The organism is Streptomyces sp. NPDC050528 (assembly GCF_044457795.1).
Classification (GTDB): domain Bacteria; phylum Actinomycetota; class Actinomycetes; order Streptomycetales; family Streptomycetaceae; genus Streptomyces.
In genome coordinates, this window is the sequence record NZ_JBITHH010000008.1 from 348,096 (window position 1) to 374,073 (window position 25,978).

Genomic DNA, 25,978 nt, shown 5'->3' on the forward strand with positions numbered 1-25,978 from the left:
ACCGCGGACCTTCATGCCGCAACCCTGAAACACGCCGCCGGACGCGTCCGTGAACGCGATACGTACATGTGAACGTTGGCGCCTGTTGTGACTCCGAGAACCCCCATCCCTCAGGAGAGCAGGTATGCGCACCCGACCAGAGCGCTGCCCGGGATTCCGTAGACGGTGCACCGTATGCCAGAAACATCGGATGAAAAGGTGTGGTGAAGGCCTCCTCGCCCATGGGTGCGCACGGCGTGCGGACCTGCGGCGGCGAGCGGGTGTCTCTTCAGCCGTACCGACTGATCAGTCGGTCAATAGGCCCCAGTCAACAGACCACGAAAGGGAGGAACATGAGACGCCGACGCCTGCGAACGGCCCTGACCGCGGCAGCCCTCGCCACCGCCACCCTGACCGGGGCGGCCCCACCGCTCGAAACGGCGGTGGCGGCGAGCCGCCCGGCCGCGGCGCCCGACTGGTCCGTGGCCGTGGTCGACTCCACCACGGCCCGCTACACACCGAGCACCATCGGCGGCTGGTCGTACCCGGTCGGCCTCTACCTCTACGGCCAGTACCTCACCTACAAGCGGACCCGCGACGCCCGCTACCTGACCTACATCAAGAGCTACGTCGACCGTTTCGTGAAGAGCGACGGCTCGATCGACCAGTCCTTCAACAGCCTCGACAGCATGCAGGCCGGCCGCCTCCTGGTGATCCTGCACCACGAGACCGGCCAGGACCGCTACCGCAAGGCCGCCAAGAAGATCCGCGACCGCCTCGACACCTACCCGCGCACGAGCGACGGCGGCTTCTGGCACGCCGACAGCAGCAGCCGGGCCCATCAACTCTGGGCGGACGGCGTCTACATGGTGAACCCGTTCCTCGTCGAGTACGGCAAGGAGTTCGGCGACAGCGCCTACACGAACGACGAGGCGGCCAAGCAGCTCTATGTCTACGGCAGTCATCTCCAGGTCGCGAACGGCCTGTTGAGGCACGCCTACGACGAGTCGCGCACCGCGAGCTGGGCCGATCCGGCGACCGGACTCGCGCCGGAACACTGGTGCCGCGCGGTCGGCTGGTACGCGATGGCCATCACGAACGTCCTCGACGCACTTCCCGCCGACCATCCGCGACGGCCCCAACTCCTGGGCATCCTGCGCCGGTTGGCGGCGGGACTGGAGAAGTACCAGGATCCGGCGACCGGCCGCTGGTTCCAGATCATGGACAAGGGTGCCCGCAGCGACAACTGGACCGAGACGTCCTGCTCCAGCATGTTCACCTACGCCCTCTCGCGCGGCGCCCAGCAGGGCTATCTGGACCGGCACTTCGCCGATGTCGCACGGCGCGGCTACGAGGGCGTCCTCGCGCGCCTCTCGATCGGCGGCGACGGCCGCACCAACCTCAGTGACATCTCCATCGGCACCAATGTCGGCGACTACGCCTACTACGTCGGCCGCACCCGGGCCACGAACGACTTCCACGGCCTGGGCGCCTTCCTGATCATGAACGAACAACTGCGAGGTGAGTAGTGTCATGAGCACGTCCAGAAGGGCGGTTCTCGGAGCCGCCCTCGGCGGAGCGGCAGGCGCGGCGGTCGGCCTGCCCGCCGCCACTCCCGCGCACGCCATCCCTGCGCACACCACCCCTGCACCCGCGGCCCTCGCACCCGCCGCCTCCTGGCAGCAGAAGTGGGCACCGACCGCGAGCGGCGACGGTCTCGGCGCCTTCGAGACCGTCGAGGACGACCGCGCCGACTCGCACCCGGCCGGACACCCGCACATCTACGCCACCGGAGAGAACTGGCGCTTCAATATGCATACGGTCGACCGCGACACGTCGACCGACCGGCAGCGCCAGGAGGTCACCGGGCTGCGCACCGGCAGCAGCAGCTACCTCAAGTGGACCCAGGGGCAGACCTGGCGGATCACGTACTCGATGTACATCCCCAGCTCCCTGAAGGCGACCACGACCTTCACGCACATCATGCAGATGAAGCAGCCCGGCAACGGCACCTCGCCGATCGTCGTCCAGTCCCTGCGGCGCGTGAACGGCGTGCAGACCATCGAACTGAACCTGCCGATCGCCGGTGTCCTGGTCGGCCGGACCGACCTCGAACCGCTCCACGACACATGGACCGACGTCGACTTCCAGATCAAGGTCGGCGACGGCACGGCCGGTTCGGTCCGCTGGATCCTCAAGTCCGGCTCCACGACCGTGATCGACAAGTCGAGGACCGGCATCGACACCTTCCTGGCCGACCGCGTGCGCCCCAAGTGGGGCATCTACCGCTCCCTCGGCGACACCTCCGGGTCCCTTCAGGACACCTATCTCCTGCTCACCGATCTCCGCGGCTACCAACTCGTGTGAGGAGCCCGTTCCGTGAAACCCCCCACGAAGTCCCGTCCGAAACCACCCGTGTACAAACGGAGTTGGGCGGCGAGCGTGTTCTTCGCGTTCGCCGTCGTCCTCGGCCTCGCCCACCCCTCGGCCCTCGCGGCGGCACCTTCCGCGACGCCGGGCCGTTCCGCCGCCGTCTACGACGTACGCGACTACGGCGCCAAGGGCGACGGCTCCGCCAACGACACCCCTGCCGTCAACAAGGCCATCACGGCGGCCAATTCGGCCGGTGGCGGTACGGTCCGCTTCCCCGCCGGCACCTACAAGTCCAAGAACACCATCCACATGAAGAGCAACGTGACGCTCCAGGTCGACACCGGCGCCACGATCCAGGGCTCGTCCGCCGACACCTACGACGCCCCCGAGGCCAACCCGAACGACCAGTACCAGGACTACGGGCACAGCCACTTCCACAACGCGATGATCTACGGCGACCGGCTCACGAACATCGGCTTCGTCGGCGGCGGGGTCATCGACGGGCTCGGCAACCTGATCACCGGCAACCCCAAGTCCGGCCAGGCCGACAAGATCCTGTCGCTGACCCGCTGCGACGGACTCCGGATCGGCGACGGCCTCACCCTGCGCCGGGGCGGCCACTTCGCCGCGCTGATCAACGGCTGCACCAACGTCACCTCGGACCGGCTGACCATCGACACCGCGAGCGACCGCGACGGCTGGAACATCATCTCCACGACCAACGTCACCGTCACCAACGCCAGCATCAAGGCCAACGACGACGCCCTCGTCTTCAAGAGCGACTACGCGCTCGGCGCCAAACTCCCCAACGGTCATGTGCGGGTGAGTGATGCGTATCTGTCGGCCAAGTGCTGCAACGCGCTGATGTTCGGATCCGAGACCTGCGGCGACTTCTCGGACTACCAGTTCCAGAAGATCCGGATCGAGGGCGCGGACAAGTCCGGCCTCGGCATGGTCTCCATGGACGGCGCGAAGATCTCCGACGTCCACTACCGCGACATCACCATGACCGGCGTCCACTCACCGATCATGGAGAAGATCGGCACCCGAAAGCGCTGCGGCAACAGTCCGGGCGTCGGTTCGATCAGCGACGTCACCTACGACAACATCACCGCCACCGGCAACAGCCCCTCCTTCAGCCCGACCCTGTGGGGCGAGACCGGCCACCGGATCAGCGGGATCACCTTCACGAACGTCGACATCACCGTCCCCGGCGGCAACGGCACCATGTCCACCGGCGTACCGGCCAACGACCCCAAGGACTACAACCCGAAGGCCATCGGCACCCGGCCGGCCTACGGCTGGTACCTGCACAACGCCGACAACGTCCAATTCACCGACAGCTCCGTGAAGTTCGCGGCGAACGACGGCCGGCCCGCCGTCATCGCCAACGCGGCGAGCGGCGTCCGCTTCACCGGCTTCACCGCGCAGCGGGGCACCAACTCGCCCTACGACCTGGGCTTCCAGGACGTGACGGGCTACTGCGTCAGCGGCGCCGGCGCGCCACGCGTCTCCAGCACCGGCTCCACCGAGAACTGCGCGGCCGACGCGGGCAGCGGGGTCGGCACGACCACGAGCTCCCGCCCGCCCGGTGCCGCCGCCCGCCCGCTCGACCTGGAGAACCCCCGCCAGGACTTCCTCCGGGGCTCCGTCGGCGGCCTCTTCCTGCACTGGGGCCTGCGCACCGCGCCCGCCCACACCAGCTGCACCGCCTGGGAGAACGATGTCACGGGCGGCGGCTGGACCCCCGACTACTGGATCAACGAGGCCCGGAAACTGCATACGCAATACCTCGTACTGGCCACGTTCCACAGTCGCCTCGGCTACGCCCGCCCCTGGCCCTCGAAGATCCCCGGATCCTGCTCCACCAAGCGGGACTTCCTCGGCGAGCTGATCACCGCCGCGAAGGCCAAGGGCATGAAGGTCGTCCTCTACATGACCGACGACCCGCAGTGGCACGACGAGGGCGGCCACGAGTGGCTCGACTCGGCCGCCTACTCCGCCTACAAGGGCAAGAACGTCGACCTGACCACCCGCGACGGCTTCGGGCAGTTCAGCTACGACAACTTCTTCGAGGTCATGGACCGCTATCCCGACCTCGGCGGCTTCTGGATCGACAACGACAACGCGTACTGGGAGAGCCACGACCTCTACCAGCAGATCTATCAGAAGCGCCCCAACTACACGCTCAGCAACAACAACGAAGATACGCCGATCATGGACATGATCAGCAATGAGCAGAAGACGGGAATGTCGCCCGCATACGATTACCCGCAGGCTGTATACACCGCACAACCCCGCCTGACGGAAGCCGACTTCAAGCTCCCGTCCACCGGCGCCTGGTGGTACGACGGCTCGGACCCGGCCGTCGACCGGATGCTCACCCTCGGCCGCCTCGTCACCAACGCGGGCTCCTCGGTGAAGGCGCTGATGGCCGAGACCGCCCAGGTCAACGGCAAGTTCCCGGCCAACCAGGCCGCCTTCAACACCTTCGCGAACTCCTACCTCGACCCGATCTGGGAATCCCTGCACGGCACCGAGGGCGGCGGCTACATGTACGGCGGCCTCAAACCCGGCTTCTGGAACGACGGCGCCCACGGCGTCACCACCATCAGCCGCACGAACCCCGACCTCCAGTACATCCACGTCCTGACCCCGCCCAGCACCAGCACCCTGCGCGTCCGGGACAACGGTTACCGCATCGCCTCCGTCACCAACCTCCGTACCGGCGCGCCGATTTCGTGGTCCCAGTCCGGCGGAGTGCTAACGCTCAGCGGGCTTGGCGGCTGGGATCCCTACGACACCGTCTTCAAGGTCACCACCGCCGGCCGTCAGGGCATCCTGTCCGGCGTCACCGTGAGCGCGAGCGCCTCGGTGAGCGGCCACGCGGGTTCGGCCGCCGGGGACGGGAGTTACCTCACCTACTGGGACAACGGCAAGGCCTTGCCGGTCAACCTCACCTTCGACCTGGGCAGTTCGAAGAGGGTGCAGTACATCGGCCTCAACCAGCGCGAGGACTCGGTGGCCTACGCCCGCTCCGACACCGAACAGTCGGCGCGCATCAAGGACTACAAGGTGTTCCTGAGCAACGACGGCACGAACTGGGGGAGCGCCGTCAGGACCGCGCAGCTCCCAAGTCGCCGCGGAATCCAGGGAATTGACCTCACCGCGACCAACGCCCGCTACGTCCGTCTCGAAGTCGACTCCACCTGGGCCGCAGCCACCGACACCACCCGCTATCAGCGGCTGCGGATCGACGAGGCCTGGATCGGCACCTCCTACGCGACCCCCGGGGGACCGTCATGACACACATCGGATCCAGACCCTTCGTGACAGTGCTCGCCGGGCTGTTGGCCGCCGCGGCGCTTCCTCTCCTGGGCGGCCCGACCCCGGCCGCGGCCTCCGACAACGGCCAGTCCACCCGCCCCGCCATGGGCTGGAGCAGCTGGAGCTACGTCCGCCGCACCCCCACCGAGGCGAAGATCAAGGCCCAGGCCGACGCCCTCGTGGCGAGCGGCCTCGACAACCACGGCTTCGTGTACGTCAACCTCGACGACTTCTGGCAGAAGTGCGACGCAGGCGGCTTCACCGTCGACTCCTACGGCCGCTGGGCCGTCGACACGGCCAAGTTCCCTTCCGGAATCAAGGCGTTGGCCGACTACATCCACTCCAAGGGACTGAAGTTCGGCTTCTACGTCACCCCGGGCATCGCCAAGAACGCGGTCACCGCGAACACCCCGATCGAGGGCACCTCGTACCACGCGAAGGACATCGCGGACACGTCCAGGACCGAGAAGAACTACAACTGCAAGAACATGTACTACATCGACTACGGGAAGCCGGGCGCGCAGGAGTTCGTCAACTCGTGGGCCAAGCAGTTCGCTTCGTGGGGCGTCGACTACCTGAAGATCGACGGCGTGGGCAGCGCCGACATCCCCGACGTCCAGGCCTGGGACAAGGCCCTGCGGGCCACCGGCCGACCCATCAACTTCGCGCTCTCCAACAACCTTCCGATCGCCGACGCCGTCACCTGGCGTCAGTACGCGAACAGTTGGCGCACTCAGGGCGACGTCGAGTGCTACTGCGGTCCGGGCGCCAACGGCAGCGGCTATCCGCTCACCGACTGGTCCCACGTCTCCGCCCGCTTCAACACCGCCGCGTCCTGGCAGCCGTACGCCGGGCCGGGCGGCTGGAACGACCTGGACTCCCTGGAGGTCGGCAACGGCGACCAGGTGGGTCTCACGGCCGACCAGCGGCGCTCGCACTTCACCCTGTGGGCGATGGCGGGCTCGCCCCTGCTGCTCGGCACCGATCTCACCCACCTCGACACCGTCGACAAGGCGATGCTCACCAACGACCGCCTCATCGGCGTCGACCAGGACGGCGCCGCCGCGAAACGCGTGGTCAACAGCGGTGTGAAGCAGGCCTGGAGCAAGCGCGAGAGCAGCGGCGCCTACGTGGTCGCGCTGTTCAACACCGGTACGTCCGGCAGCGCGACGGTCTCCGTGAACTGGTCGCAGGTCGGTTTCACCGGCTCCGGCGATGTCACCGACCTCTGGTCCGGCTCCCACAAGGGCACGATCGCGGACTCGTACAGCGCGATGCTACGGCCGGGCGAGACCCGGCTGATCCGGGTGAACCCGGTCGACAGCGCTCTGAGGGGGCACTCATGACACGCGGCAGAACACCGGCGCGGGGCGCACGGGGCCTCTCCCTCGCTCTCACTCTGGCCCTCGCCGCGCCGCTCGCCGGTCTCACCGCCCCCGCCGCGCACGCGGCGACCACCGACTACCAGGCCGAGGACGCCACCGTCGTCCAGGGCAGCGTGGCCACCAACCACACCGGCTACACGGGCACCGGCTTCGTCGACTACACCAACGTCACTGGTTCGTATGTGGAGTTCACAGTGAGTGCCACCGCCGCCGGCACCGCGTCGGTCGCGCTGCGCTACGCCAACGGCACCGCCACCGACCGTCCGTTGGACATCTCCGTCAACGGCACGGTCGTCGCGTCCGCCGTCTCCTTCCCGGCCACCGCCGACTGGAACACCTGGGCGACGAAGACCGTGAACGTCCCGCTGACCGCCGGCACCGACAAGGTCCGGGCGACCGCGACCACCGCGAACGGCGGCCCCAACCTCGACCGCATCAGCGTCGGAACCGCGGCCGACAGCCAGGCACCGACCCGTCCCGGCCAGCCGAGTTGCCCGGACATCGGCGAGGACGGCCTCACGCTGGCCTGGGGCGCCTCGACCGACAACGTGGGCGTCACGGCGTACGACCTCTACGAGCACGGCAACAAGATCGGTGAGGCGCCCGGGAGTTCGACCAGCAAGGCCCTCACCGGTCTCGCCCCGAACACCACCTACGACCTCACCGTCATCGCCCGGGACGCTGCCGGCAACACCTCGCCGGCCAGCCCGGTCGTCGACTGCACGACGAAACCCAGCTCGGACACCACCCCGCCCACCAAGCCCGGTACATTGTCGACCGCCGACATCACATCGAATACGGTCGACCTCGCCTGGGGCGCGTCGACGGACGACCGTGCGGTGGTCGCATACGACATCCGCAGCGCGGATACCGTCTACAAGACGGTCACCAGCGGCACTTCGACCACCCTCACCGGCCTCGCCTGCTCCAGCCCGTACACGCTGAACGTCGTCGCGCGCGACGCGGCCGGCAACCTCTCCGAGCAGAGCAACACCGTCACCTTCACCACGAAGGCCTGCGCGACCGACGGCGGTGTCCCGTCGTCCGTCACCACACTCTCCACCGGATGGACCATCCCCTGGGGCACCTACTGGATGCCCGACGGCCAGAGTGCCCTCGTCACCGAGCGGGACGACTTCCGGGTCTGGAAGACGACCAAGGACGGCACCCGGACCCAGGTCGGGACCGTACCCAACGCGGTCACCACCAACGGCGAGGGAGGCCTCCTCGGCGTCGCCGTCGACCCGAAGTGGGCCACCAACCACTACGTCTACTTCATGCACACCGCGTCCGAGGGCAACCGCGTCGTCCGCATGACGTACGACGGCACCACCCTCAGCGGCTACACGGTCCTCCTCCAGGGCATCAAGAAGAACCGCTACCACAACGGCGGCCGCCTCGCCTTCGGTCCCGACGGCTACCTCTACGTCTCCACCGGCGAGGCCCAGACACCCGACCTGGCCCAGGACAAGACCTCCCTCAACGGCAAGATCCTCCGCATGACGACGGACGGCAAGCCGGCCCCCGGCAATCCCTTCGGCAACTACGTCTACTCGTACGGCCATCGCAACCCGCAGGGCCTCGCCTTCGACCGCAACGGACGCCTGTGGGAAGCGGAGTTCGGCAACAGCTCCAAGGACGAACTCAACCTCATCAAGCCGGGCGCGAACTACGGCTGGCCCACCTGTGAAGGGAGTTGCAGCGTCGCCGGGATGACCAACCCCAAGGCCACGTGGAACGTCGACGAGGCCTCGCCCAGCGGGATCGCCATCGTCCGCAACGTCGTCTACATGGCGTCCCTGCGCGGCGAACGCCTGTGGCGCGTCCCGATCAACGGCGACACCGAGAGCGTCGGCACCCCGACCGCGTACTACGTCGGAACGTACGGACGCCTGCGCACGGTCACCAAGGTCCCCGGCGCCGACCAGTTGTGGCTGTCGACCACCAACTGCGACAACAACGGCAACCAGCCGGACGGCTCCGACAAGATCTTCCGCGTGAACATCGGCTAGCGCAGCGGGAGTTCAGGCCCGGTACAGCGCCTCGACCTCGTTGGAGTACGTGTTCTCGATCGCCTTGCGCTTCAGCTTCAGGGACGGGGTCAGCAGACCGTGTTCCTCGGTGAACGGCTGGGCCAGTATCCGGAAGGTGCGGATCGACTCGGCCTGCGAGACCAGGGTGTTGGCGGCGACCACCGCACGCCGCACCTCGGTCTCCAGGTCGGCGTCCCGCACCAACTGGGCCGGCGACATCTGCGGCTTCCCGCGCATCGTGAGCCAGTGCTCGACGGCCTCGTGGTCCAGGGTGACCAGGGCGGCGATGTAGGGGCGGTCGTTGCCGACGACGATGCACTGGGAGACCAGCGGATGGTCCCGCACGCGCTCCTCCAGCAGCCCGGGCGCGACGCTCTTGCCGCCGGAGGTCACCAGGATCTCCTTCTTGCGCCCGGTGATGGTGAGATAGCCGTCCTCGTCGAGGGAGCCCAGGTCACCGGTGGCGAGCCAGCCGTCGTGCAGGGTCTCGTCGGTGGCCTTCTGGTTGTTGAGATACCCCTGGAAGACGTTCGGGCCGTTCAGCCAGATCTCGCCGTCGTCCGCGATGTGCACCGTGACGCCCGGGACGGCCTGGCCGACCGTGCCGTAGCGGGTGCGCTCGGGCGGGTTGGCGGTCGCGGCGGCGGTCGACTCGGTGAGGCCGTAGCCCTCGTAGATCTGGACGCCCGCGCCCGCGAAGAACAGTCCGAGGCGGCGGTCCATGGCCGAACCGCCGGACATGGCGTTGCGGATCCGGCCGCCCATCGCGGCCCGCACCTTGGAGTAGACGAGTTTGTCGAAGAGCTGGTGCTGCATGCGCAGGCCCGCGGAGGGGCCGGGGCCGATGCCCCAGGCCTTCGCCTCGACGGCGTCCGCGTACTTCACCGCGACCTCGACGGCCTTCTCGAACGGCCCGGCCTTGCCGTCCTTCTCCGCCTTGCGGCGGGCCGCGTTGAAGACCTTCTCGAAGATGTACGGCACGGCCAGGATGAACGTCGGCTTGAACGCGACCAGGTCCGGCAGCAGCGCGGCCGCGTTGAGCTGCGGCTGGTGACCGAAGCGGACCCCGCCGCGGATCGCCGCGACCTCCACCATCCGCCCGAAGACGTGCGCGAGCGGCAGGAACAGCAGGGTCGCCACCTCGTCGCCCCGCTTCGAGTGGAAGACGGACTCCCAGCGGTCGATGACCGTGTCCGCCTCGTACATGAAGTTGCCGTGCGAGATGACACAGCCCTTGGGTCTGCCCGTGGTGCCCGAGGTGTAGATGATCGTCGCGGTCGAGTCCGGGGTGACGGCCTGGCGGTGCCGGTGCACCACCTCGTCCTCGATGTGCGCGCCGGCGTCGTACAACTCCTGCACGGCGCCCGTGTCGAGCTGCCACAGCTGGTGCAGCGCGGGGAGGCGGTCGATGACGGTGGCGATGGTCATCGCGTGGTCCTCGTGCTCGACCATCGCCGCCGACACCTGCGCGTCGTGCAGCATCCAGAAGCACTGCTCCGCCGACGACGTGGGGTAGACCGGCACCACCTGGGCGCCGATCGTCCACAGCGCGAAGTCGAACAGCGTCCACTCGTAGCGGGTACGGGACATGATCGCGACCCGGTCGCCGAAGCGGACGCCCCGGGCGAGCAGGCCCTTGGCGAGGGCGAGGACCTCGTCACGGAACTCGGCGGCGGTCACGTCCCGCCACTCGCCCTGCTCGTCCTTGCGGCCGAGGGAGACGTGGAGGGGGTCGTCCTGGGCACGCTCGAAGACGACGTCGGCCAGACCGCCCACCGGCGGTGCCAACGCCAACGGAGGGTTGTTGTACTCGCGCAAACCCCGCTCCCCGATCCTGTTGGCACTCCCCTACAGCGCGGTGAAAGCTACCCCACGTAACAGAAGGGCGGGAGGGGGTGGGAATTCCAGCGGTTCGCGCGTCCGTACTGGTCAGCGGTGGAAAATGCCCGCACAAGGGGAAGGGCCGGACAGAAATCCTTACGGTTCCGTAGGTTTCGGGCCCGTAATCTCCACTGAATCTGTACGACCCGATTACCCCTGGCGTCCCGGTCACACCCCGTCACCCGTGCGACGGCGTCTCCTCCCCGGCCTGCGTCCGCACGGCCGGACTCGGCGCCCCGGGCTGCTCCGCGCGCCCCGCCCTGACCAGCACGAGGACCAGCGCGCCCGCCGCCGTCCCGACGAAGCCGGCCGTCACGAGCGCCGAGTCGAGCCCCGACGCGAACGCGGCCCGCAGCGCGTGCTCGGAGAACGTCCCGCGCAGCGCCCCGGCCCCACCGCCGGCCAGCGTGTGCGCCGCGTCGTGCGGAAGCGTGTCCCGCATCCGCGAGGTGAGCACGGTCCCGGACACGGCGACGCCGAGTGCATACCCCAACTGGCGTACGGTATTCACGGCACCGCCCGCCATGCCCGCACGCTCCGCCGGCACCGCCGCGAGGGCCGCCCCCGCTATCCCGGGCGCCACCAGCCCCGTACCGATGCCGACCAGAACGAGCCCCGGCACCAGCGTCGTCCAGTCCGAACCGGCGCCCAGGACGGCTTGGCAGAAGCAGCCCGTACCGATCAGCAGCAGCCCGCCGCCGATGGTCAGCCGCGCCGGCACCCCGTGCAGCAGCTTCCCGGCGAGGACCGAGACCACGACCGCCGCCCCCGTCAGCGGCAACAGCGTGAGCCCGCCGCGCACCGGGCTCATCCCCAGCACCGTCTGCAGCCAGATCGACAGGTACGGCATCCCGCCGAACGCCACCCCGTTGAAGGCGAGCGCCCCCGCCATCACGCCCACGAACGCGGGCTTGCGCAGCAGCGACAGATCGAGCAGCGGATGCGCCACCCGCCGCTCCACCAGCACGAAGCAGACCAGCGCGAGACCCGCGACCGCGAACGATCCGAGCGTCACCGACGCACCCCAGCCGTCCTCACCGGCCCGCACCACGGCATACGTGACCCCGCCCGCGAACCCGGCGAACGCGACCGTCCCCAGCCAGTCGATCCGCATCCCGCGCGGCCCCCGCGACTCCGGCACCACCCGCAGCGTCAGCCACACCGCGGCCACGCTCACCGGCAGATTCACGAAGAAGATCCACCGCCAGCCCGGCCCCTCGGTGAGCACCCCGCCCAGCACGGGCCCGACCGCCGCGGCCCCACCGCTGACCGCACCCCACACCCCGAGCGCCACCGACCGCTGTCGCCCCTGATACACCGACGCGAGCAACGGCAACGTCGTGGCGAGCATCGCCGCCGCCCCCACCCCCTGCACGACCCGAGCGGCCACGAGCGCACCAGGCCCACCCGCGAGCCCGCACGACAGTGACGCCACCGCGAACAGCACGACCCCCACCACATGCACGCGCCGCCGCCCCAGAATGTCGGCGGCGGCCCCAACTCCCAACAGCAGCGCGGCCAATGCGAGCGCGTACCCGTCGACCACCCACTGCAGATCACTCAACGACGCGTGCAACGACCGCGCCATGTCCGGCAACGCGACGACCACGATCGTCACGTCCAGCAACAACATGAATGTGCCCAGGCACACGGCCGTGAGCGGCCCCCATGTACGCATTCCCTCAACTCCCCTGTCCGGGATGTGCAGTTGTCCGTACGATGAGCCGCGCGCGGACGATCGACGCGGTACGGGACACCCCACCGCCGGAATCCGACAGGAGCGGGCATGCTGGAGATGGAATCCGACACCCTCGACCGCCTGGACCTCCAACTCCTCACCGCCCTGGAACTCGACGGCCGCGCCTCCTTCAGCCGCCTCGGCACGGTCCTCGGCGCCTCCGACCAGACCATCGCCCGCCGCTTCCGCCGGCTCACCGCCGAGGCAGGCCTCCGCGTGGTCGCCATCCGGGACGCCGAACGCCTGGGCCAGGACCAGTGGATGCTCCGCCTGCGCTGCGCCCCCGACAACGCCCTCAACATCGCCGACGCCCTCGCCAAACGCCCCGACACCGCCTGGATCGGCCTCGCCTCGGGCGGCACCGAGATCGTCTGCCTGACCCGCCCCCGCAGCCCCGGCGACTACGACGACCTCCTCCTCGGTAAACTCCCGCGCACCCCCAGCGTCCTGGACATCCGCGCCCACCAGATGCTCCACCGCTTCTACGGCGGCCCGACGGGCTGGCTCCGCCGCTTCAGCCTCCTCGACGACGACCAGGTCGCGGCCCTGCTCCCCGAACCGGCACCGGATCCGGGCCCCGCCCGCATCACCCCGGAGGACGAGCCCCTGATCACCGCCCTCGAACGCGACGGCCGCGCCACCTACCCCGAACTCCAGCGCGCCACCGGCCGCTCCGAGTCCGCCGTCAAACGCCGCCTCGCCTCACTGATCGCCTCCGGCGCGCTCTACATCGACATCGAGTACGACCCGGAGGTCTTCGGCTACACCCGAGCGGCCGTCCTCTGGATCACGGCCACCCCGGCCGCCCTCCACTCGGTGGGCGAGGCCCTGTCCACCCACGACGAAATCGCCTACGCCTCCGCCACAGCCGGCCCGTCCAACATCGTCGTAACCGCCGTAGTAAAAGACACAGCAGGCCTCTACGACTACCTCAGCGGCCCACTGGGGCAGCTGGACGGGGTGCGACATGTGGAGGCCAGCCCCTTCCTCCGGAGGGTCAAACAGCTGACGTACAGGACGCTTCGTTGAGGCACCGAGTCTCTTGTAAGCGCCGGTCCGGGCAACTCCCTCAGGGGCGCGGGGAACTGCGCGACCAGCCCCCACGGCGCAGCACCCGACAACGCACCTCACCCGCCCACGTCACCCACTGCGCCGATGCAACCGATCCCCACCGCCCAGAATCGCGGCAGCCAACGCATCGGCCGCCCCCTCCGCAGAACCCCGCCGCCCTCCATGCACCAGCACAAAATCAACCTCCCCCAACTCCGGCAACCCCACCCGCTCAGGCACCCGCACCAGCCCCGGCGGCACCATCCCCCGAGAATGCGCCATCACCCCCAACCCCGCCCGCGCCGCAGCGATCAGACCGTTCAGACTCCCGCTCGTACAGGCAATCCGCCAAGCCCGCCCCTGCCGCTCCAACGCCTCCAACGCAAGCGCGCGAGTAATCCCCGGCGGCGGATAGACAATCAACGGCACCGGCCGATCCGCATCCAGACGCAGCCGCTCCGCCCCGATCCACACCAGCTTGTCGTGCCAGACCAGCTCACCCCGCGGATCCTCGGTACGCCGCTTCGCCAGCACCAAGTCCAGCTTCCCCGCGGCCAGTTGCTCGTGCAGCGTCCCGGACAGTTCGACCGTCAGCTCCAGATCGACCTCGGGATGGTCGTAACGGAATCCCTCCAGAATCTCCGGCAGCCGGGTGAGCACGAAGTCCTCGGACGCCCCGAACCGGAGCCGCCCCCGCAGCCGCGTACCGGTGAAGAACGCCGACGCCTGCTCCTGCACCTCCAGGATGCGACGCGCGAAGCCGAGCATCGCCTCGCCGTCCTCGGTCAGCTCCACGGAGTGCGTGTCCCGCGTGAACAGCTGCCGCCCCGTCGCGTCCTCCAGCCGCCGCACGTGCTGGCTCACCGTGGACTGGCGCAGCCCGAGCCGCCGCGCGGCCTGCGTGAAACTCAGGGTCTGGGACACCGCGAGGAAGGTCCGCAGGTGGGAGAGGTCGTACATGGCATACACCATGGCATGAACCGTAACCGCTTATCGCGAAACGTGATGGCAGTCAGAACGGTATGACGGATTCCCGATCAAGGGATGGGGGAGCAGGATGGGGAGGGCACGAGTCCGTTCCGGACGACGGGACGGACGCACAGCGAAGTAGTGGAGCACAGTGAAACGCCTGCGATGGCCGCGTCGGATGCCGGTCGACCCCTACATCCTGCTGCTGCTCGGGACGGTGGGCCTCGCCGCACTCCTCCCCGCGCGAGGCACGGGCGCCGACATCGCCTCCGGCGCCTCCACGGCCGCGATCGCCTTCCTCTTCTTCCTCTACGGCACCCGGTTGTCGACGCGTGAGGCACTGGACGGCCTCAAGCACTGGCGACTGCACACCACCGTCCTGGCCTGCACCTTCGTCGTCTTCCCGCTGCTGGGCCTCGCCGCCCGGGGCCTCGTCCCGGTGATCCTGACCCACCCCCTCTACCAGGGGCTGCTCTTCCTCACCCTCGTCCCGTCGACCGTCCAGTCGTCGATCGCGTTCACCTCGATCGCACGCGGCAACGTGCCCGCCGCGATCTGCGCGGGCTCCTTCTCCTCGCTCGCCGGCATCGTCATCACCCCGCTGCTCGCGGCGGCGCTGCTCGGCGCAAACGCCGGTGGTTTCTCCGCCGATTCACTCGTCAAGATCGTGCTGCAACTCCTCGTGCCGTTCCTGGCGGGGCAGTTGCTGCGGCGCTGGATCGGCGGGTTCATCACCCGGCACAAGAAGATCCTCGGCTACGTCGACCGCGGCTCGATCCTCCTCGTCGTCTACACCGCGTTCAGCGAGGGCATGGTCCAGGGCATCTGGCACCAGGTCAGCGCGGTCCGCCTCGCCGGACTGCTCGCCGTCGAGGCCGTCGTGCTCGCCGTCATGCTCACCCTGACCTGGTACGGCGGCAAGGCGCTGCGCTTCGACCGGGAGGACCGGATCGCCATCCAGTTCGCCGGTTCGAAGAAGTCCCTCGCCTCCGGACTGCCCATGGCCAGCGTCCTGTTCGGCGCCCACGCCTCGCTGGCCGTGCTGCCGCTGATGCTCTTCCACCAGATGCAGTTGATGGTGTGCGCGGTCATCGCCAAGCGCCGCGCCCGCGATCCGCTGCCCGAGGTCACCGGGTCGGCGGCCCCAACCGCAGGGTCACGAACCGCGGTCGGTACAGCGACACATTCCGGCTGAGGTTCAGCGCGGCCGAAGTGGCCGTCGCGTCCAGCCAGTTGACGTCGTAACTGAGGACGATCCGGTCGCCGTCACTCAACTCCGGGTGTACTTGCGGGTTGTACGCGGCGACCTGGCCCTGCGGCAGCGGCGGACTGAAACTCCTGGTCGGCCCGTGCCACGGCCCGACGGGCGAACAGGCCCAGTACGAGGTGACGGTGGTGAGCCCCCGGCTGCCCGCCGCCATCGTGAACAGGATGTACGTCCCGCCGGCCCGCACCACCGAGAACGCGCTGCCCACGCCCGTGTGTCGACCGTCCCCGAGCACCGGTCGCGGCCCGGCACGGGCCGTCCACACAGAGCCGTTCCAGAATTCCCAGGCACCCGGCTCCCCGAGCCGTCCCTCCGGCACCCGTGCCACATACGCGGAGGAGGTCGGCCGGGCCGCGGCCTGGGCGTCGTTCCCGCCGAAGACGTACGTCCAGCCGCCCTGCGTGAGCATCGTCGTCCCGAACTGCACCCGCTGCGAAGGGTCTTGGACCAACTCCTGGTCGAAGACCTTCACGATCGACTCCACCCGCAGATCCGGCAGCGACAGCGTGGCCACCTCGGTCGCGATCGGCACGCCGTAGATCCACGGGTACGACCCCGCCGTCCGCGTCCACAGCAGCACCCGTACGACCGACTCGGCCGAGCCGGGGGAGCGCGGCTCGACGCGGGCGGCGACCGGCCAACGCCACGCGTTCGGGGCGGGATCGGGGAACAGCGGTGCGGGGAGCGTGAGTTGGGGGTGGCCGTCGCGCATCACCACCGCCGAGTTCCGGACCAGGGGCGCGCTGGTGTCCCGCCAGGCGTACGACTCGCCGACCGGGTTGGGCGGGGCGTACACCTGGCCGAGGTAGGTGTCGGAGAACAGCCACAGCACCCGTCCGTCCGGCAGCCGCACCGAGTGGGTGCCGTCGCCGCCGGTCCAGTCGTCGGCGCGGGACTCGTCGTCGCCGTACGCGGCAAAGGAGTTGGTGAGGTTCGCGTCCGGCGACCAGGAGCGCACCGTACGGGCCGTGCACGCGCCGCCGCCCTCCCCGTGGTGGTCCTTGGGGAGGGCGGTGAGCAGCACGGCCGCGAGAACCAGGGTCAGCAGCAGGCCGACCCCGACTCCCCTCCGCTGTCGTGCTCGTCGGTCCTCGGGCACGCCCGGGACGTTAGTGGCTGCCGCTCACATGGTCCATGGGCAGATACAGGACGGTCCCGGCGGGGGACGGATGCTGGGCGGCCAGCTCGTCGTCCGTCAACAGCCGGTCCCAGACGTGGACTTCGTCGATCGACCCGGTGAAGTACTGCATGCTGTCCATGCGTTGGCCGATGTGCACACCGAACGGCGAGTTGCGGCTGACCGAGCCCACGATGTCCGCCGTGCTCACCGTCGTACCGTCGACGGACAGCGTCAACTGCCCACCGCCGCGCCGCAGTACGGCCTGGTGCCACTGGCCGTCGTTGTAGGCACCGGCGGTCACCACGGAGGTGGTGTGGACGGTCGTCGCGCCGACCCGGGTGGTGATCAGCGCCCGGACGTGGTTGCCCGCGGGCTCGCCGCGCAGCCAGACCTGCGGCTCGGTGGTGCCGACCCCGCCCATCCACAGGAACGGCTGATCACCGGTCGTCGCGGTGTAGCGGAACCAGAGCGACACCGTGAAGTCCTTTGTCCCCAGCGGGAGTCGGTCGCTGTACGGCAGGCGCACGGCGTCGTCGACACCGTCGAAGGACAGGGCACCGCCGGACACGCCGTCGGTCTCCTGTGCGCCGCCGAGGACCGCTGCCCGCTTCGCGTGCGGGGCGAGGTCGGCGGTCGTCGGGTCCGGGCCCCGACGCGGTTGCAGCCAGGCCTCGTTGAAGCGGGCGAAGCGGATCTCGTCGGTCGCGGTCACGGCGCCGCCCTCGTAGAGCAGGCCCACCGTGTCGCCGTCGATGCGCGCCATGTCGGAGTAGCCCGACCAGTCCTTCGTCACGACCGTGCCGCGGTCCACGCTGTCCCAGGTGCGCCCGCCGTCGTAGGAGGACCGGATCATCATCGTGCGGCGGCGGTCGGGGTCGGCGTCGCAGGCCAGCAGGATGCGGGAGCCGACGCCGAGCGTCGAGCACTGGACCTGCGGGGCGTACAGGTCGGGCAGGGCGTGGAAGGGCGCGGTGAAGCTGTCGCCGCCGTCCCGGCTGACCGCCTGGGTGCGCTGCCCGAGGTCGGTGCCGTCCTGCTCACGGCCGCTCACCAGGACCGAACCGTCGGTGCGCTCCGTCAGCGTCACCTCGGACGGCTTCTGCCGCCAGGTCCCGTCGGCCGCGATCGGATACGAGTCGGTCGCGCCGATCTTCCAGTGGTCGCCACCGTCGTCGCTCACGATCAGCGCCGCGTTGTTCGCGGTGACCCGACTCCCGTCCCAGGTCTCGGTGTTGACGCCGAACACGAGCCGGCCCCGGTGCTTGCCACGGGTGAGCTGGATGCCGTGCACGGGGCCCGTGGCGTACCAGGAGTTCCAGTTCGGGGGCAGGATCTCGTCGCTCAGGTCACGCGGCTGCGACCAGGTGAGGCCGTCGTCGTCGCTGTACTGCAGGTGCGGGGTGCGGTCGCAGGGGACCGAGCAACTGGCGCTGTCCGTACGGCCCGTGTTGTACGTCTCGGCGATCAGGATGCGGCCTGTCCTCCGGTCCACGATGGGTGCCGGGTTGCCGTGCGTGTCGCCGCCGCCGTGGTTCACGACCTGCAGCGGGCTCCAGGTGACGCCGTCGTCCGTGGAGCGCTTGACGACGATGTCGATGTCGGCGGCGTCACCGCAGTTGAGGACCCGGCCCTCGGCGAACGCGAGCAGAGTGCCGTCGTTGGTCCTCACCATGGCCGGGATCCGGAAGCAGGCGTAGCCCGCGTCCTGGGGAGCCTTGAAGAGGACCTGTTGATCGAACTCGGGGGTGGGGGAGGAGGTTTGGGCAGTGGCGGCGTGCGCGTGGCTCGGGAGCATGAGCAGCGCGGCCAGGGTGAGTGCGGCGGTGAGGGTGGATCTCAGACGTGCGCGAAGACTCGACGGCATGGTGGTGCTACCTGCCCTTCATTCGTCTGGACATCCGGACATCCCACGTCCAACGGGCGCGTCACAGACGTTAGTTGGGGCCTCCGGCGCCTCACAAGAAGCGTGCAGTGCCCGTCGCCCCATAACTTCGCAACGCCGCACGGGCCGTGACTGATCGTCAAGTTCGGCGGGGTGCTTCAGGGGCGCAGTACGACCTTGCCGAGGTTGCTCCGTGACGCGATCACCGCGTGCGCCTTCGCCACCTCCGCCAGCGCGAACTCGCCGTGCACGGCCGGTTTCAGGGCACCTTCCGCGAACAGCCGCCACAGCTCCTGCCGCCACCGCTCGTACAACTCCGGCTTCCCGCGCGCGATCCGCGCCATCTGGAACCCGATCACGGACTTGGCGCCCACGAGAAGGTCGTACGCCTGGATCGTCCCGCCACCCGAGCTGTACGCCACGAGCCGCCCACCCGGGACGAGGGCGGCGACGGCCGGGGTGAGCAACTCCCCACCCACGGCGTCGAGTACGTAGTCGACGGGCTCGCCCCAGCCCGGCCGGTCCAACTCGTCGTAGGCGATCACCTCGTCGGCGCCCAGCGCTCGCACGAAGTCGCCCTTCGCCGGATCGGAGACCGCGCCCACGACCCGCCCGGCACCCCGCACCTTCGCCAACTGCACGGCCAGATGGCCGACTCCGCTCGCCGCGGCCGTGATCAGCGCGGCCTCACCGGGCTCGGGGCAAGCCGCGTCCAACGCGCCCAGGGCCACCAGCCCGCTGCGGACGAGCGCGACCGCGTCGACGGCGGAGGCGGAATCGGGGACGGCTGAGGCCATGCCCTCGTGGAGGACCGCCAAGTCGGAGTACCCGTGCCCGAAGCACAGCCCCGTCACCCGCTCGCCCACCCGGAAACGGGTCACGTCCTGTCCTACGGCGACCACCTCGCCCGCGATCTCGCCGCCGAGCGGGATCGGCTCGGCGGCCTCGGTGACCTTGCGGACGACGGGGAGAGTGACCCCGATCGCCTCGGTACGGACGAGGAGTTCACCGGGGCCCGGCGCGGGGACGGGGGCCTCCTCCAGGAACAGCGGGCCGCCGGTGGACTTGTACCGGACGCGACGCATCGCACCTCCAGGGATCGTCAGAGAGGGTCAGGGAGCAGCGGGGAGCAGCGGGGAGCAGCGGGATCGGAGGGGTCGGCGGGGATCGTTGGGAGGGCCAATGATATTCGCGGTTTCATTGGGAAGTCCAACGAGTTTTCGCTAGGCTGCCCGCATGGCCGAAGCACCGCTCCCCGCGATCCGCGCCCTCCCCAGCTGGCTGCTCGGTCGAGCCGCCGCCAGGGGGCGGGCCCTCGTCGCCGACGCGCTGGCGGTCGAGGGACTGAAGATGTGGCACCACGTCGTGCTCTCCGCCGTCCGTGACCTCGCGCCCGTCGCCCAGGCCGACCTCGGTCGCGGTGTCGGGCTCGACCCCAAGGATCTGGTCGGCGTGCTGAACGACCTCCAGGCCGCCGACCTGGTCGTACGGGAGCCGGACGCGAAGGACCGCCGTAAGAACGCGGTGTCGCTCACGCCGACGGGCGCACGGCTGCTCAAGCGCTGTGAGAAGGCGGCCCGCGCGGCCAACGAGGAACTCCTCGCCCCGTTGTCGGCGGCCGAACGCGACCAGTTCATGGGCCTGTTGATCCGGATTTCCGGTACGGACGGCTGACGGGGGCTAACGTTCCGTCATGACCCCACCGCAGGCACCCGAATCCCGGCTCGCCCTCGACCCCGCGCGCACCGCCCTGGTCCTCGTCGATCTGATGGACCGCATCGTCGCGCTGCCGCTCGAACCGTACAAGGGTCCCGAAGTCCTCGCCGTGGCCGAGGAGTTGGCCGGTGTCTTCCGTTCCGCCGGTGCGCTCGTCGTGCTGATCCGGGTCGAACGTCCCGGCATCGCCGAACAGCCCGCCGGCAGTGGACTCGCCGCCGGGCTGCTGCGGGACGGGGACCTGGAGATCGTGAAGCGGACGATCGGGGGCTTCCAGGGCACGGGACTTGAGGAGCGGTTGCGTGAACTGGGCGTCGACACCCTGGTGTTCGGCGGGATGGCCACCAACCTCGGGGTGGAGTCCACCGCCCGTGCCGCCGGGGACCTCGGTCACCAACTCGTGTTCGTCGAGGACGCGATGAGCGCGCTCACCGCGGCCGAGCACCAGGCGTCGGTGAAGCTCGACTTCCCGCGGCTGGGGTCGGTGGTGACGGCGGCGGAGGTGCGGTTCGCGGCGGGCGACTGAGGCGGGCGGTCGCGCGGTCGGACGAGGACCGTGCCGCCGTCCACGACCACGGTCGAACCGGTCGTAAGGCCGAGGGGGAGGGCCCGGTCCGTCGGTGAGGGCGAGGGAGAGGCTGAGGCGGGGCCCCTGCGGCGCAGGGGGCGCTCCCCGCCGGTCGGGGCCCCGCCGCCGTGACGCGGGGCGCGGATCTCAGCCCTGGGCGGCCGCGGCCCGCAGGGCGATGCGGTCCTCGCCCGCGTACACGTTCATGTTGCTGCCCCGCAGGAAACCCACCAGGGTCAGGCCCGTCTCCGCCGCCAGGTCCACGGCCAGCGACGAGGGCGCCGACACCGCCGCCAGCACCGGGATGCCCGCCATCACGGCCTTCTGCGCCAGCTCGAAGGAGGCCCGGCCCGAGACCAGCAGGATCACCCGGGACAGCGGCAGGTCGCCGTTCTGCAGGGCGCGGCCGACCAGCTTGTCGACCGCGTTGTGCCGGCCCACGTCCTCCCGGATGTCCAGCAGCTCGCCCTCCTCGCTGAACAGGGCCGCCGCGTGCAGACCCCCGGTCCGGTCGAAGACCCGCTGGGCCGCGCGCAGCCGGTCGGGGAGGCTCGCGAGCAGCGAGGGCTCGACACGGACCGGGGGAGTGTCGGCGATGGGCCAGCGAGCCGTCGTACGGACCGCGTCCAGGCTAGCCTTGCCGCACAGACCGCACGAGGACGTCGTATACACGTTGCGCTCCAACGTGATGTCCGGAATGACGACGTCGGGAGAGGTCCGTACGTCCACCACGTTGTACGAGTTCGAACCGTCTACGGTCGCCCCCGCGCAGTACACGATGTTCTGCAGATCGTATGCGTTCGCCAGTACACCTTCGCTGACCAGGAACCCGGCGGCGAGCGCGAAGTCGTCGCCGGGGGTGCGCATGGTGATCGCGAGCGGCTTGCCGTTGAGCCGGATCTCCAGCGGTTCCTCGGCGACGAGCGTGTCCGGGCGGGTGGATACCGCGCCGTCCCGGATCCGGATCACCTTGCGTCGTTCCGTGACTCGTCCCATGTCCTGATCAGCCCCGGTTCTGTACGTACTGGCGGCCGCAACGGCCCTTGCTGCGGAGGGTGCCGCGGGTCACCGGGTTGTCGTGCGCGGTGGTGACCCTCGCCGTCCCATTGTCCTGCACGGGGCGCGGCGGCTCCTCGGCACGTCTTTCGTCATGCGGCAGTCTGCAGCGCGAGCAGGTCCGAGATGGCGTGCACGGTGCGCAGGGTGGGCACCTCCACGCCGGTGATCTCCGCCAACTCGACCACGGCCGCGAGGAGTACGTCGAGTTCGAGGGGCTTGCCGCGTTCCAGGTCCTGGAGCGTCGAGGTGCGGTGGTCGCCGACGCGTTCCGCGCCCGCGAGCCGGCGTTCGATGGAGACGCCGACCTCGCAGCCCAGGGCCTCGGCGACGGAGAGCGTCTCGGTCATCATGATCTCGATGACCTTGCGGGTACCGCCGTGCAGACACATCTGCCGCATGGTGGCGCGGGCCAGCGCGCTGATCGGGTTGAAGGAGATGTTGCCGAGCAGCTTGAGCCAGATGTCGTTGCGCAGGTCCGGCTCGACCGGGCACTTCAGCCCGCCGGCCTGCATGGCCTCGCTCAGCGCCAGACAGCGCGCCGAGACGCTGCGATCGGGCTCGCCGATGGAGAAGCGGGTGCCTTCGAGATGGCGCACGACTCCCGGTCCCGCCAGCTCGGTTGCCGCGTAGACGACACAGCCGACGGCCCGTTCGGGCGCGAGCACCGCACTGACCGCGCCGTCCGGATCCACGCTCTCGACGCGCTGCCCGTCGTAGGGGCCGCCGTGCGCGTGGAAGTACCACCAGGGGATGCCGTTCTGGGCGGCGACGACCGCCGTGCTCTCGTGCAGCAGGGGCTCGATCAGCGGCCCGCACGCCGCGTACGAGTTGGCCTTCAGGCCGAGCAGGACGAAGTCGACCGGGCCGATCTCGGCCGGGTCGTCGGTGGCATGGGCGCGGGCCGTGAAGTCGCCGCGCGGGCTGAGGACTCGGACGCCGTGCTGCCTCATGGCCGCGAGATGCGGTCCACGGGCGACGAGATGCACATCGGCGCCCGCACGATGGAGCGCGGCACCGACATAGGCGCCGATCGCACCGGCGCCGAGGACTGCGACTTTCACTGAGACTCTCCGTTCGGTCGAGGGAGTACCGCGGAGGTGGATGTCGAATAGTGTCGACGAAATATTGTCTACAGTATGGAAGGTGAGCCAGCAAGGGTACGGACAGAGGCTGTGCCCGTCGATGTCCGTGGGTGCCCGGCGGACGGACCGCGGCGTGAGTGAATAGGGGCCATGCTCGTCGACTTCACGCACGACCACGAAGGTGAACGGCTCAGCGGTGTGTACGGCGGTGATCCTTCCGGAGTCACCGCCGTGGTGCTGCACGGCGCGGGCACCGGCAGCACGGAGCGACTGCTCCCGCTGGTGCGGGAGTTCGTGGCCCACGGCTGTCGCGGGATCGCCTTCGACTTCTCCGGGCACGGCGAAAGCACGGGAGAACTCGCCGAGTTGAGCCTGCGGCGACGGTTCGAGCAGGCCGTGGCGGTGATCGACGCGTACGCGGGGGCGGACGGGCCGCTGGTCCTGGTGGGATTCAGCATGAGCGGGCAGACGGTGGCCGATCTCGTCCGGCACTACGGGGACCGGGTGGCGGCGCTGGGGCTGTGCGCGCCCGCCGTGTACACCGCCGAGGCGTGGGACGTGCCCTTCGAGGACGGGAACGGCCGGTTCAGCGAGATCATCCGGCGGCCGGACAGCTGGCGGGAGGCCCCCGCGCTTCAGGTGCTGCGCAAGTACGAGGGCCGGGCGGTGCTCGCCGTCCCGGGCACCGACGCGGTGATCCCGCCCGCGGTGACCGAGTCCGTACAGGATGCGCTGGCCGCGCGCGCCCAGTACACGCGGTTCGAACTTCCGGACGCACAGCACCAGTTGGGCATGTGGTTCCGCGATCACGCCGACGACCGGCGGGAGTTCGTCGAGGCGGTGCTGACCGGCCTCCACGACCGCGGCTGGACGGCCACGCGCGCATGGGTGGCCAAGCAGCTCGGCAACGGCCGCGCGGTCGCCGACGTCCGTCTCCTGTCCGGTGGTTGGAGCTCCCAGATGCGCCGGCTGTCGCTCGACGACGGCACGGACCTGGTGCAACGGACCTTCGTGAAGCCGTTCTTCCGCCACCACGGGCCCGGGCTGCTGGCCCGCGAGGAGTCCGTCCTGACGCTGCTCGCCGGGCAGGACGGCATCCCCGCTCCTGAGTTGGTCGCCGTGGATGCCACGGCCCAACACTGCGACCACCCAACCCTGTTGATGTCCGCTCTGCCGGGCCGGGTCCGCGTGGACGCGGACGACCTCGACCGGCGCCTGGACCTGCTCGCCGCCCAACTCGTCCGCGTCCACGGGGTCGTACCGGGCGAGAGACCGCGCACGTACCAGGCGTGGACCTCCCCGGAGCGCGTCCGCGCCGCTGACGGTGCCCTCTGGGAGCGGGCCGTGGACGTGATCCGCCGCGACCCGCCGCCGTACGAAGGCTGCTTTCTGCACCGGGACTTCCACCCCGGGAACGTGCTCTTCGCGGGAACCGGGCCGGGGCTGCGCATCACCGGTGTCGTGGACTGGGTCGAGACCTCGTGGGGCCCCGCCGACCTCGACGTGGCGCACTGCTCGACCGCGCTCGCCCTGCTGCACGGGCCGGAGCACGGGCTGGCCTTCCGCGAGCGGTACGAGGCACACGGTGGCCGCCAACTCGCCGACGACGCCGACCACTTGTACTGGAGACTGCTCGACGCCCTGCACTACTGCCCCGACGCGGCGAAGCTGGCCGGGCCGTGGCGTGACCTGGGGCGGGACGATCTGACGTCCGAGGTGTTGGGAGAGCGGTTGGAGGCCTACGTGGACGGACTGTTGCGCCGGTACTGCTGACCGGCCTTGGACCGGTCCCGGACCATTCTGCGGCGGGAGCGGCCTCGCGACGCACCGAAGCGCGCGCGTGGCGGACGGGCCACTCCGCGTTCGTGGGACGGCCCGATCTCATCGTCGAACTCCTGCGGGAACTGTGTCCGGGCGGGTCGGTGCCGCTAGCGTCGAGCCCGTGATCGTATGGCTCAACGGAACCCATGGCGCGGGCAAGACGACGACCAGTCCGCTCGTGCAGCAACTGATCCCGGATTCACGGGTGTTCGACGCCGAGAAGGTCGGCGTGACGCTCATGGACATCACGCCGGGGCTGCCCGCGACGGACAACTTTCAGCACTGGCCGCCCTGGCGCCCGCTCGTCGTCGAGACGGCCCGGCACGTGCTCGACTACACCGGCGGCACGCTGGTGATCCCCATGACGGTCCTGGTCGAGCGGTACTGGCGCGAGATCAGCGCGGGCCTCGCCCAACACGCCATCCCGGTAAGGCACTTCGTCCTCCACGCCGACCAGGACACGCTCCGCGGGCGCATCGACGGCGACACCGTCATGGGACCCTCCACCTTCCGTCTCGGCTACCTGGAGCCCTACGCCGAAGCGGCCCGCACCTGGCTGCACCGGGAGGCCGAGGTCGTCGACACCACGCACCTCACCCCCGCCCAGGCGGCCCAGCGGATCGCGGAGTCCGTGCTGAGCTGTGGCTGGTAGGCGGTATGCAAAAGACATGCGGTAAGCACCAGACATGAGTGCTCCGCGGCGACCGTTCGGCGCACTCTGCATACCG

General features: G+C 69.7%; 19 protein-coding genes and 1 pseudogene. 11 read left to right on the forward strand and 9 right to left on the reverse strand.

Features of this window, described 5'->3' with window-relative positions:
* Window positions 1-332 precede the first annotated feature (332 nt).
* Genes ACIBK4_RS28215 through ACIBK4_RS28235 form a run of 5 tightly spaced genes read left to right on the forward strand, consistent with a single transcriptional unit; the run spans window position 333 to window position 9,076 of the window.
* Window positions 333-1,508: a glycoside hydrolase family 105 protein gene (locus ACIBK4_RS28215; protein ID WP_398998830.1), complete on the forward strand. Its 1,176-nt coding sequence runs from the start codon at window positions 333-335 to the stop codon at window positions 1,506-1,508.
* A gap of 4 nt (window positions 1,509-1,512) precedes the next feature.
* Window positions 1,513-2,346 carry a Tat pathway signal sequence domain protein gene (locus tag ACIBK4_RS28220; RefSeq protein WP_398998832.1) on the forward strand — a complete coding sequence of 278 codons (834 nt, stop codon included), beginning with the start codon at window positions 1,513-1,515 and terminating at the stop codon, window positions 2,344-2,346.
* A gap of 12 nt (window positions 2,347-2,358) precedes the next feature.
* Window positions 2,359-5,658 carry a glycosyl hydrolase family 28 protein gene (locus ACIBK4_RS28225; RefSeq protein ID WP_398998834.1) on the forward strand — a complete coding sequence of 1,100 codons (3,300 nt, stop codon included), beginning with the start codon at window positions 2,359-2,361 and terminating at the stop codon, window positions 5,656-5,658.
* The gene (locus ACIBK4_RS28230) at window positions 5,655-7,025 is read left to right on the forward strand and encodes a glycoside hydrolase family 27 protein (protein ID WP_398998836.1); all 1,371 of its coding nucleotides are present in this window, start codon (window positions 5,655-5,657) and stop codon (window positions 7,023-7,025) included. The genes ACIBK4_RS28225 and ACIBK4_RS28230 overlap by 4 nt, the downstream gene beginning before the upstream one ends.
* The gene (locus ACIBK4_RS28235; protein WP_398998838.1) at window positions 7,022-9,076 is read left to right on the forward strand and encodes a PQQ-dependent sugar dehydrogenase; all 2,055 of its coding nucleotides are present in this window, start codon (window positions 7,022-7,024) and stop codon (window positions 9,074-9,076) included. The genes ACIBK4_RS28230 and ACIBK4_RS28235 overlap by 4 nt, the downstream gene beginning before the upstream one ends.
* A gap of 12 nt (window positions 9,077-9,088) precedes the next feature.
* Here the strand turns inward: ACIBK4_RS28235 and ACIBK4_RS28240 are convergent, their stop codons facing one another.
* Complete coding sequence (locus ACIBK4_RS28240) at window positions 9,089-10,915, reverse strand: AMP-dependent synthetase/ligase (protein WP_398998840.1); 1,827 nt, start codon at window positions 10,913-10,915, stop codon at window positions 9,089-9,091.
* 241 nt (window positions 10,916-11,156) lie between these two features.
* The gene (locus ACIBK4_RS28245; protein ID WP_398998842.1) at window positions 11,157-12,656 is read right to left on the reverse strand and encodes an MFS transporter; all 1,500 of its coding nucleotides are present in this window, start codon (window positions 12,654-12,656) and stop codon (window positions 11,157-11,159) included.
* A 108-nt stretch (window positions 12,657-12,764) separates the two neighbouring features.
* Between ACIBK4_RS28245 and ACIBK4_RS28250 the strand changes: the two genes are divergently transcribed.
* Entirely contained in the window at window positions 12,765-13,745 is a 981-nt protein-coding gene (locus tag ACIBK4_RS28250; protein WP_398998844.1) for an Lrp/AsnC family transcriptional regulator, read from the forward strand.
* A 111-nt stretch (window positions 13,746-13,856) separates the two neighbouring features.
* Here the strand turns inward: ACIBK4_RS28250 and ACIBK4_RS28255 are convergent, their stop codons facing one another.
* On the reverse strand, window positions 13,857-14,726 hold the full coding sequence (locus ACIBK4_RS28255) for a LysR substrate-binding domain-containing protein (protein WP_398999221.1): 870 nt from the start codon (window positions 14,724-14,726) through the stop codon (window positions 13,857-13,859).
* A gap of 187 nt (window positions 14,727-14,913) precedes the next feature.
* On the opposite strand from ACIBK4_RS28255, the gene ACIBK4_RS28260 reads away from it, so the two are divergent.
* Window positions 14,914-15,930 carry a bile acid:sodium symporter family protein gene (locus ACIBK4_RS28260; protein WP_398999223.1) on the forward strand — a complete coding sequence of 339 codons (1,017 nt, stop codon included), beginning with the start codon at window positions 14,914-14,916 and terminating at the stop codon, window positions 15,928-15,930.
* Here ACIBK4_RS28260 and ACIBK4_RS28265 read toward each other — a convergent pair.
* The 3 genes from ACIBK4_RS28265 to ACIBK4_RS28275 all read right to left on the reverse strand — a co-directional run bounded on the left by ACIBK4_RS28265 (window position 15,863) and on the right by ACIBK4_RS28275 (window position 20,089).
* On the reverse strand, window positions 15,863-17,101 hold the full coding sequence (locus tag ACIBK4_RS28265; protein ID WP_398998846.1) for a DUF4185 domain-containing protein: 1,239 nt from the start codon (window positions 17,099-17,101) through the stop codon (window positions 15,863-15,865). The two genes, ACIBK4_RS28260 and ACIBK4_RS28265, sit on opposite strands and share 68 nt — an antisense overlap.
* 10 nt (window positions 17,102-17,111) lie before the next feature.
* Complete coding sequence (locus tag ACIBK4_RS28270) at window positions 17,112-18,986, reverse strand: exo-alpha-sialidase (RefSeq protein WP_398998848.1); 1,875 nt, start codon at window positions 18,984-18,986, stop codon at window positions 17,112-17,114.
* A gap of 176 nt (window positions 18,987-19,162) precedes the next feature.
* Complete coding sequence (locus tag ACIBK4_RS28275) at window positions 19,163-20,089, reverse strand: zinc-binding alcohol dehydrogenase family protein (RefSeq protein ID WP_398998850.1); 927 nt, start codon at window positions 20,087-20,089, stop codon at window positions 19,163-19,165.
* 151 nt (window positions 20,090-20,240) lie between these two features.
* On the opposite strand from ACIBK4_RS28275, the gene ACIBK4_RS28280 reads away from it, so the two are divergent.
* Together ACIBK4_RS28280 and ACIBK4_RS28285 are read left to right on the forward strand one after the other, a co-directional pair.
* Window positions 20,241-20,678, forward strand: a complete 438-nt coding sequence (locus ACIBK4_RS28280; RefSeq protein ID WP_398998852.1) for a MarR family winged helix-turn-helix transcriptional regulator — start codon at window positions 20,241-20,243, stop codon at window positions 20,676-20,678.
* A 19-nt stretch (window positions 20,679-20,697) separates the two neighbouring features.
* Window positions 20,698-21,246: an isochorismatase family protein gene (locus tag ACIBK4_RS28285; RefSeq protein WP_398998854.1), complete on the forward strand. Its 549-nt coding sequence runs from the start codon at window positions 20,698-20,700 to the stop codon at window positions 21,244-21,246.
* A gap of 189 nt (window positions 21,247-21,435) precedes the next feature.
* On the opposite strand, the gene fdhD is transcribed toward ACIBK4_RS28285, so the two are convergent.
* The 3 genes and pseudogenes from fdhD to ACIBK4_RS28300 all read right to left on the reverse strand — a co-directional run bounded on the left by fdhD (window position 21,436) and on the right by ACIBK4_RS28300 (window position 23,408).
* Window positions 21,436-22,284: a formate dehydrogenase accessory sulfurtransferase FdhD gene (fdhD, locus tag ACIBK4_RS28290; protein WP_398998856.1), complete on the reverse strand. Its 849-nt coding sequence runs from the start codon at window positions 22,282-22,284 to the stop codon at window positions 21,436-21,438.
* Between the two features lie 7 nt (window positions 22,285-22,291).
* Window positions 22,292-22,405, reverse strand: a pseudogene (locus ACIBK4_RS28295) (Fe-S-binding domain-containing protein); the annotation flags it as partial.
* A gap of 31 nt (window positions 22,406-22,436) precedes the next feature.
* The gene (locus ACIBK4_RS28300) at window positions 22,437-23,408 is read right to left on the reverse strand and encodes a 2-dehydropantoate 2-reductase (RefSeq protein ID WP_398998858.1); all 972 of its coding nucleotides are present in this window, start codon (window positions 23,406-23,408) and stop codon (window positions 22,437-22,439) included.
* 171 nt (window positions 23,409-23,579) lie between these two features.
* Here ACIBK4_RS28300 and ACIBK4_RS28305 point away from each other — a divergent pair, with 171 nt between their 5' ends.
* Entirely contained in the window at window positions 23,580-25,202 is a 1,623-nt protein-coding gene (locus ACIBK4_RS28305; protein WP_398998860.1) for an alpha/beta fold hydrolase, read from the forward strand.
* Window positions 25,203-25,371: 169 nt separating this feature from the next.
* Window positions 25,372-25,902, forward strand: a complete 531-nt coding sequence (locus tag ACIBK4_RS28310; protein WP_398998862.1) for an ATP-binding protein — start codon at window positions 25,372-25,374, stop codon at window positions 25,900-25,902.
* Window positions 25,903-25,978 lie beyond the last annotated feature (76 nt).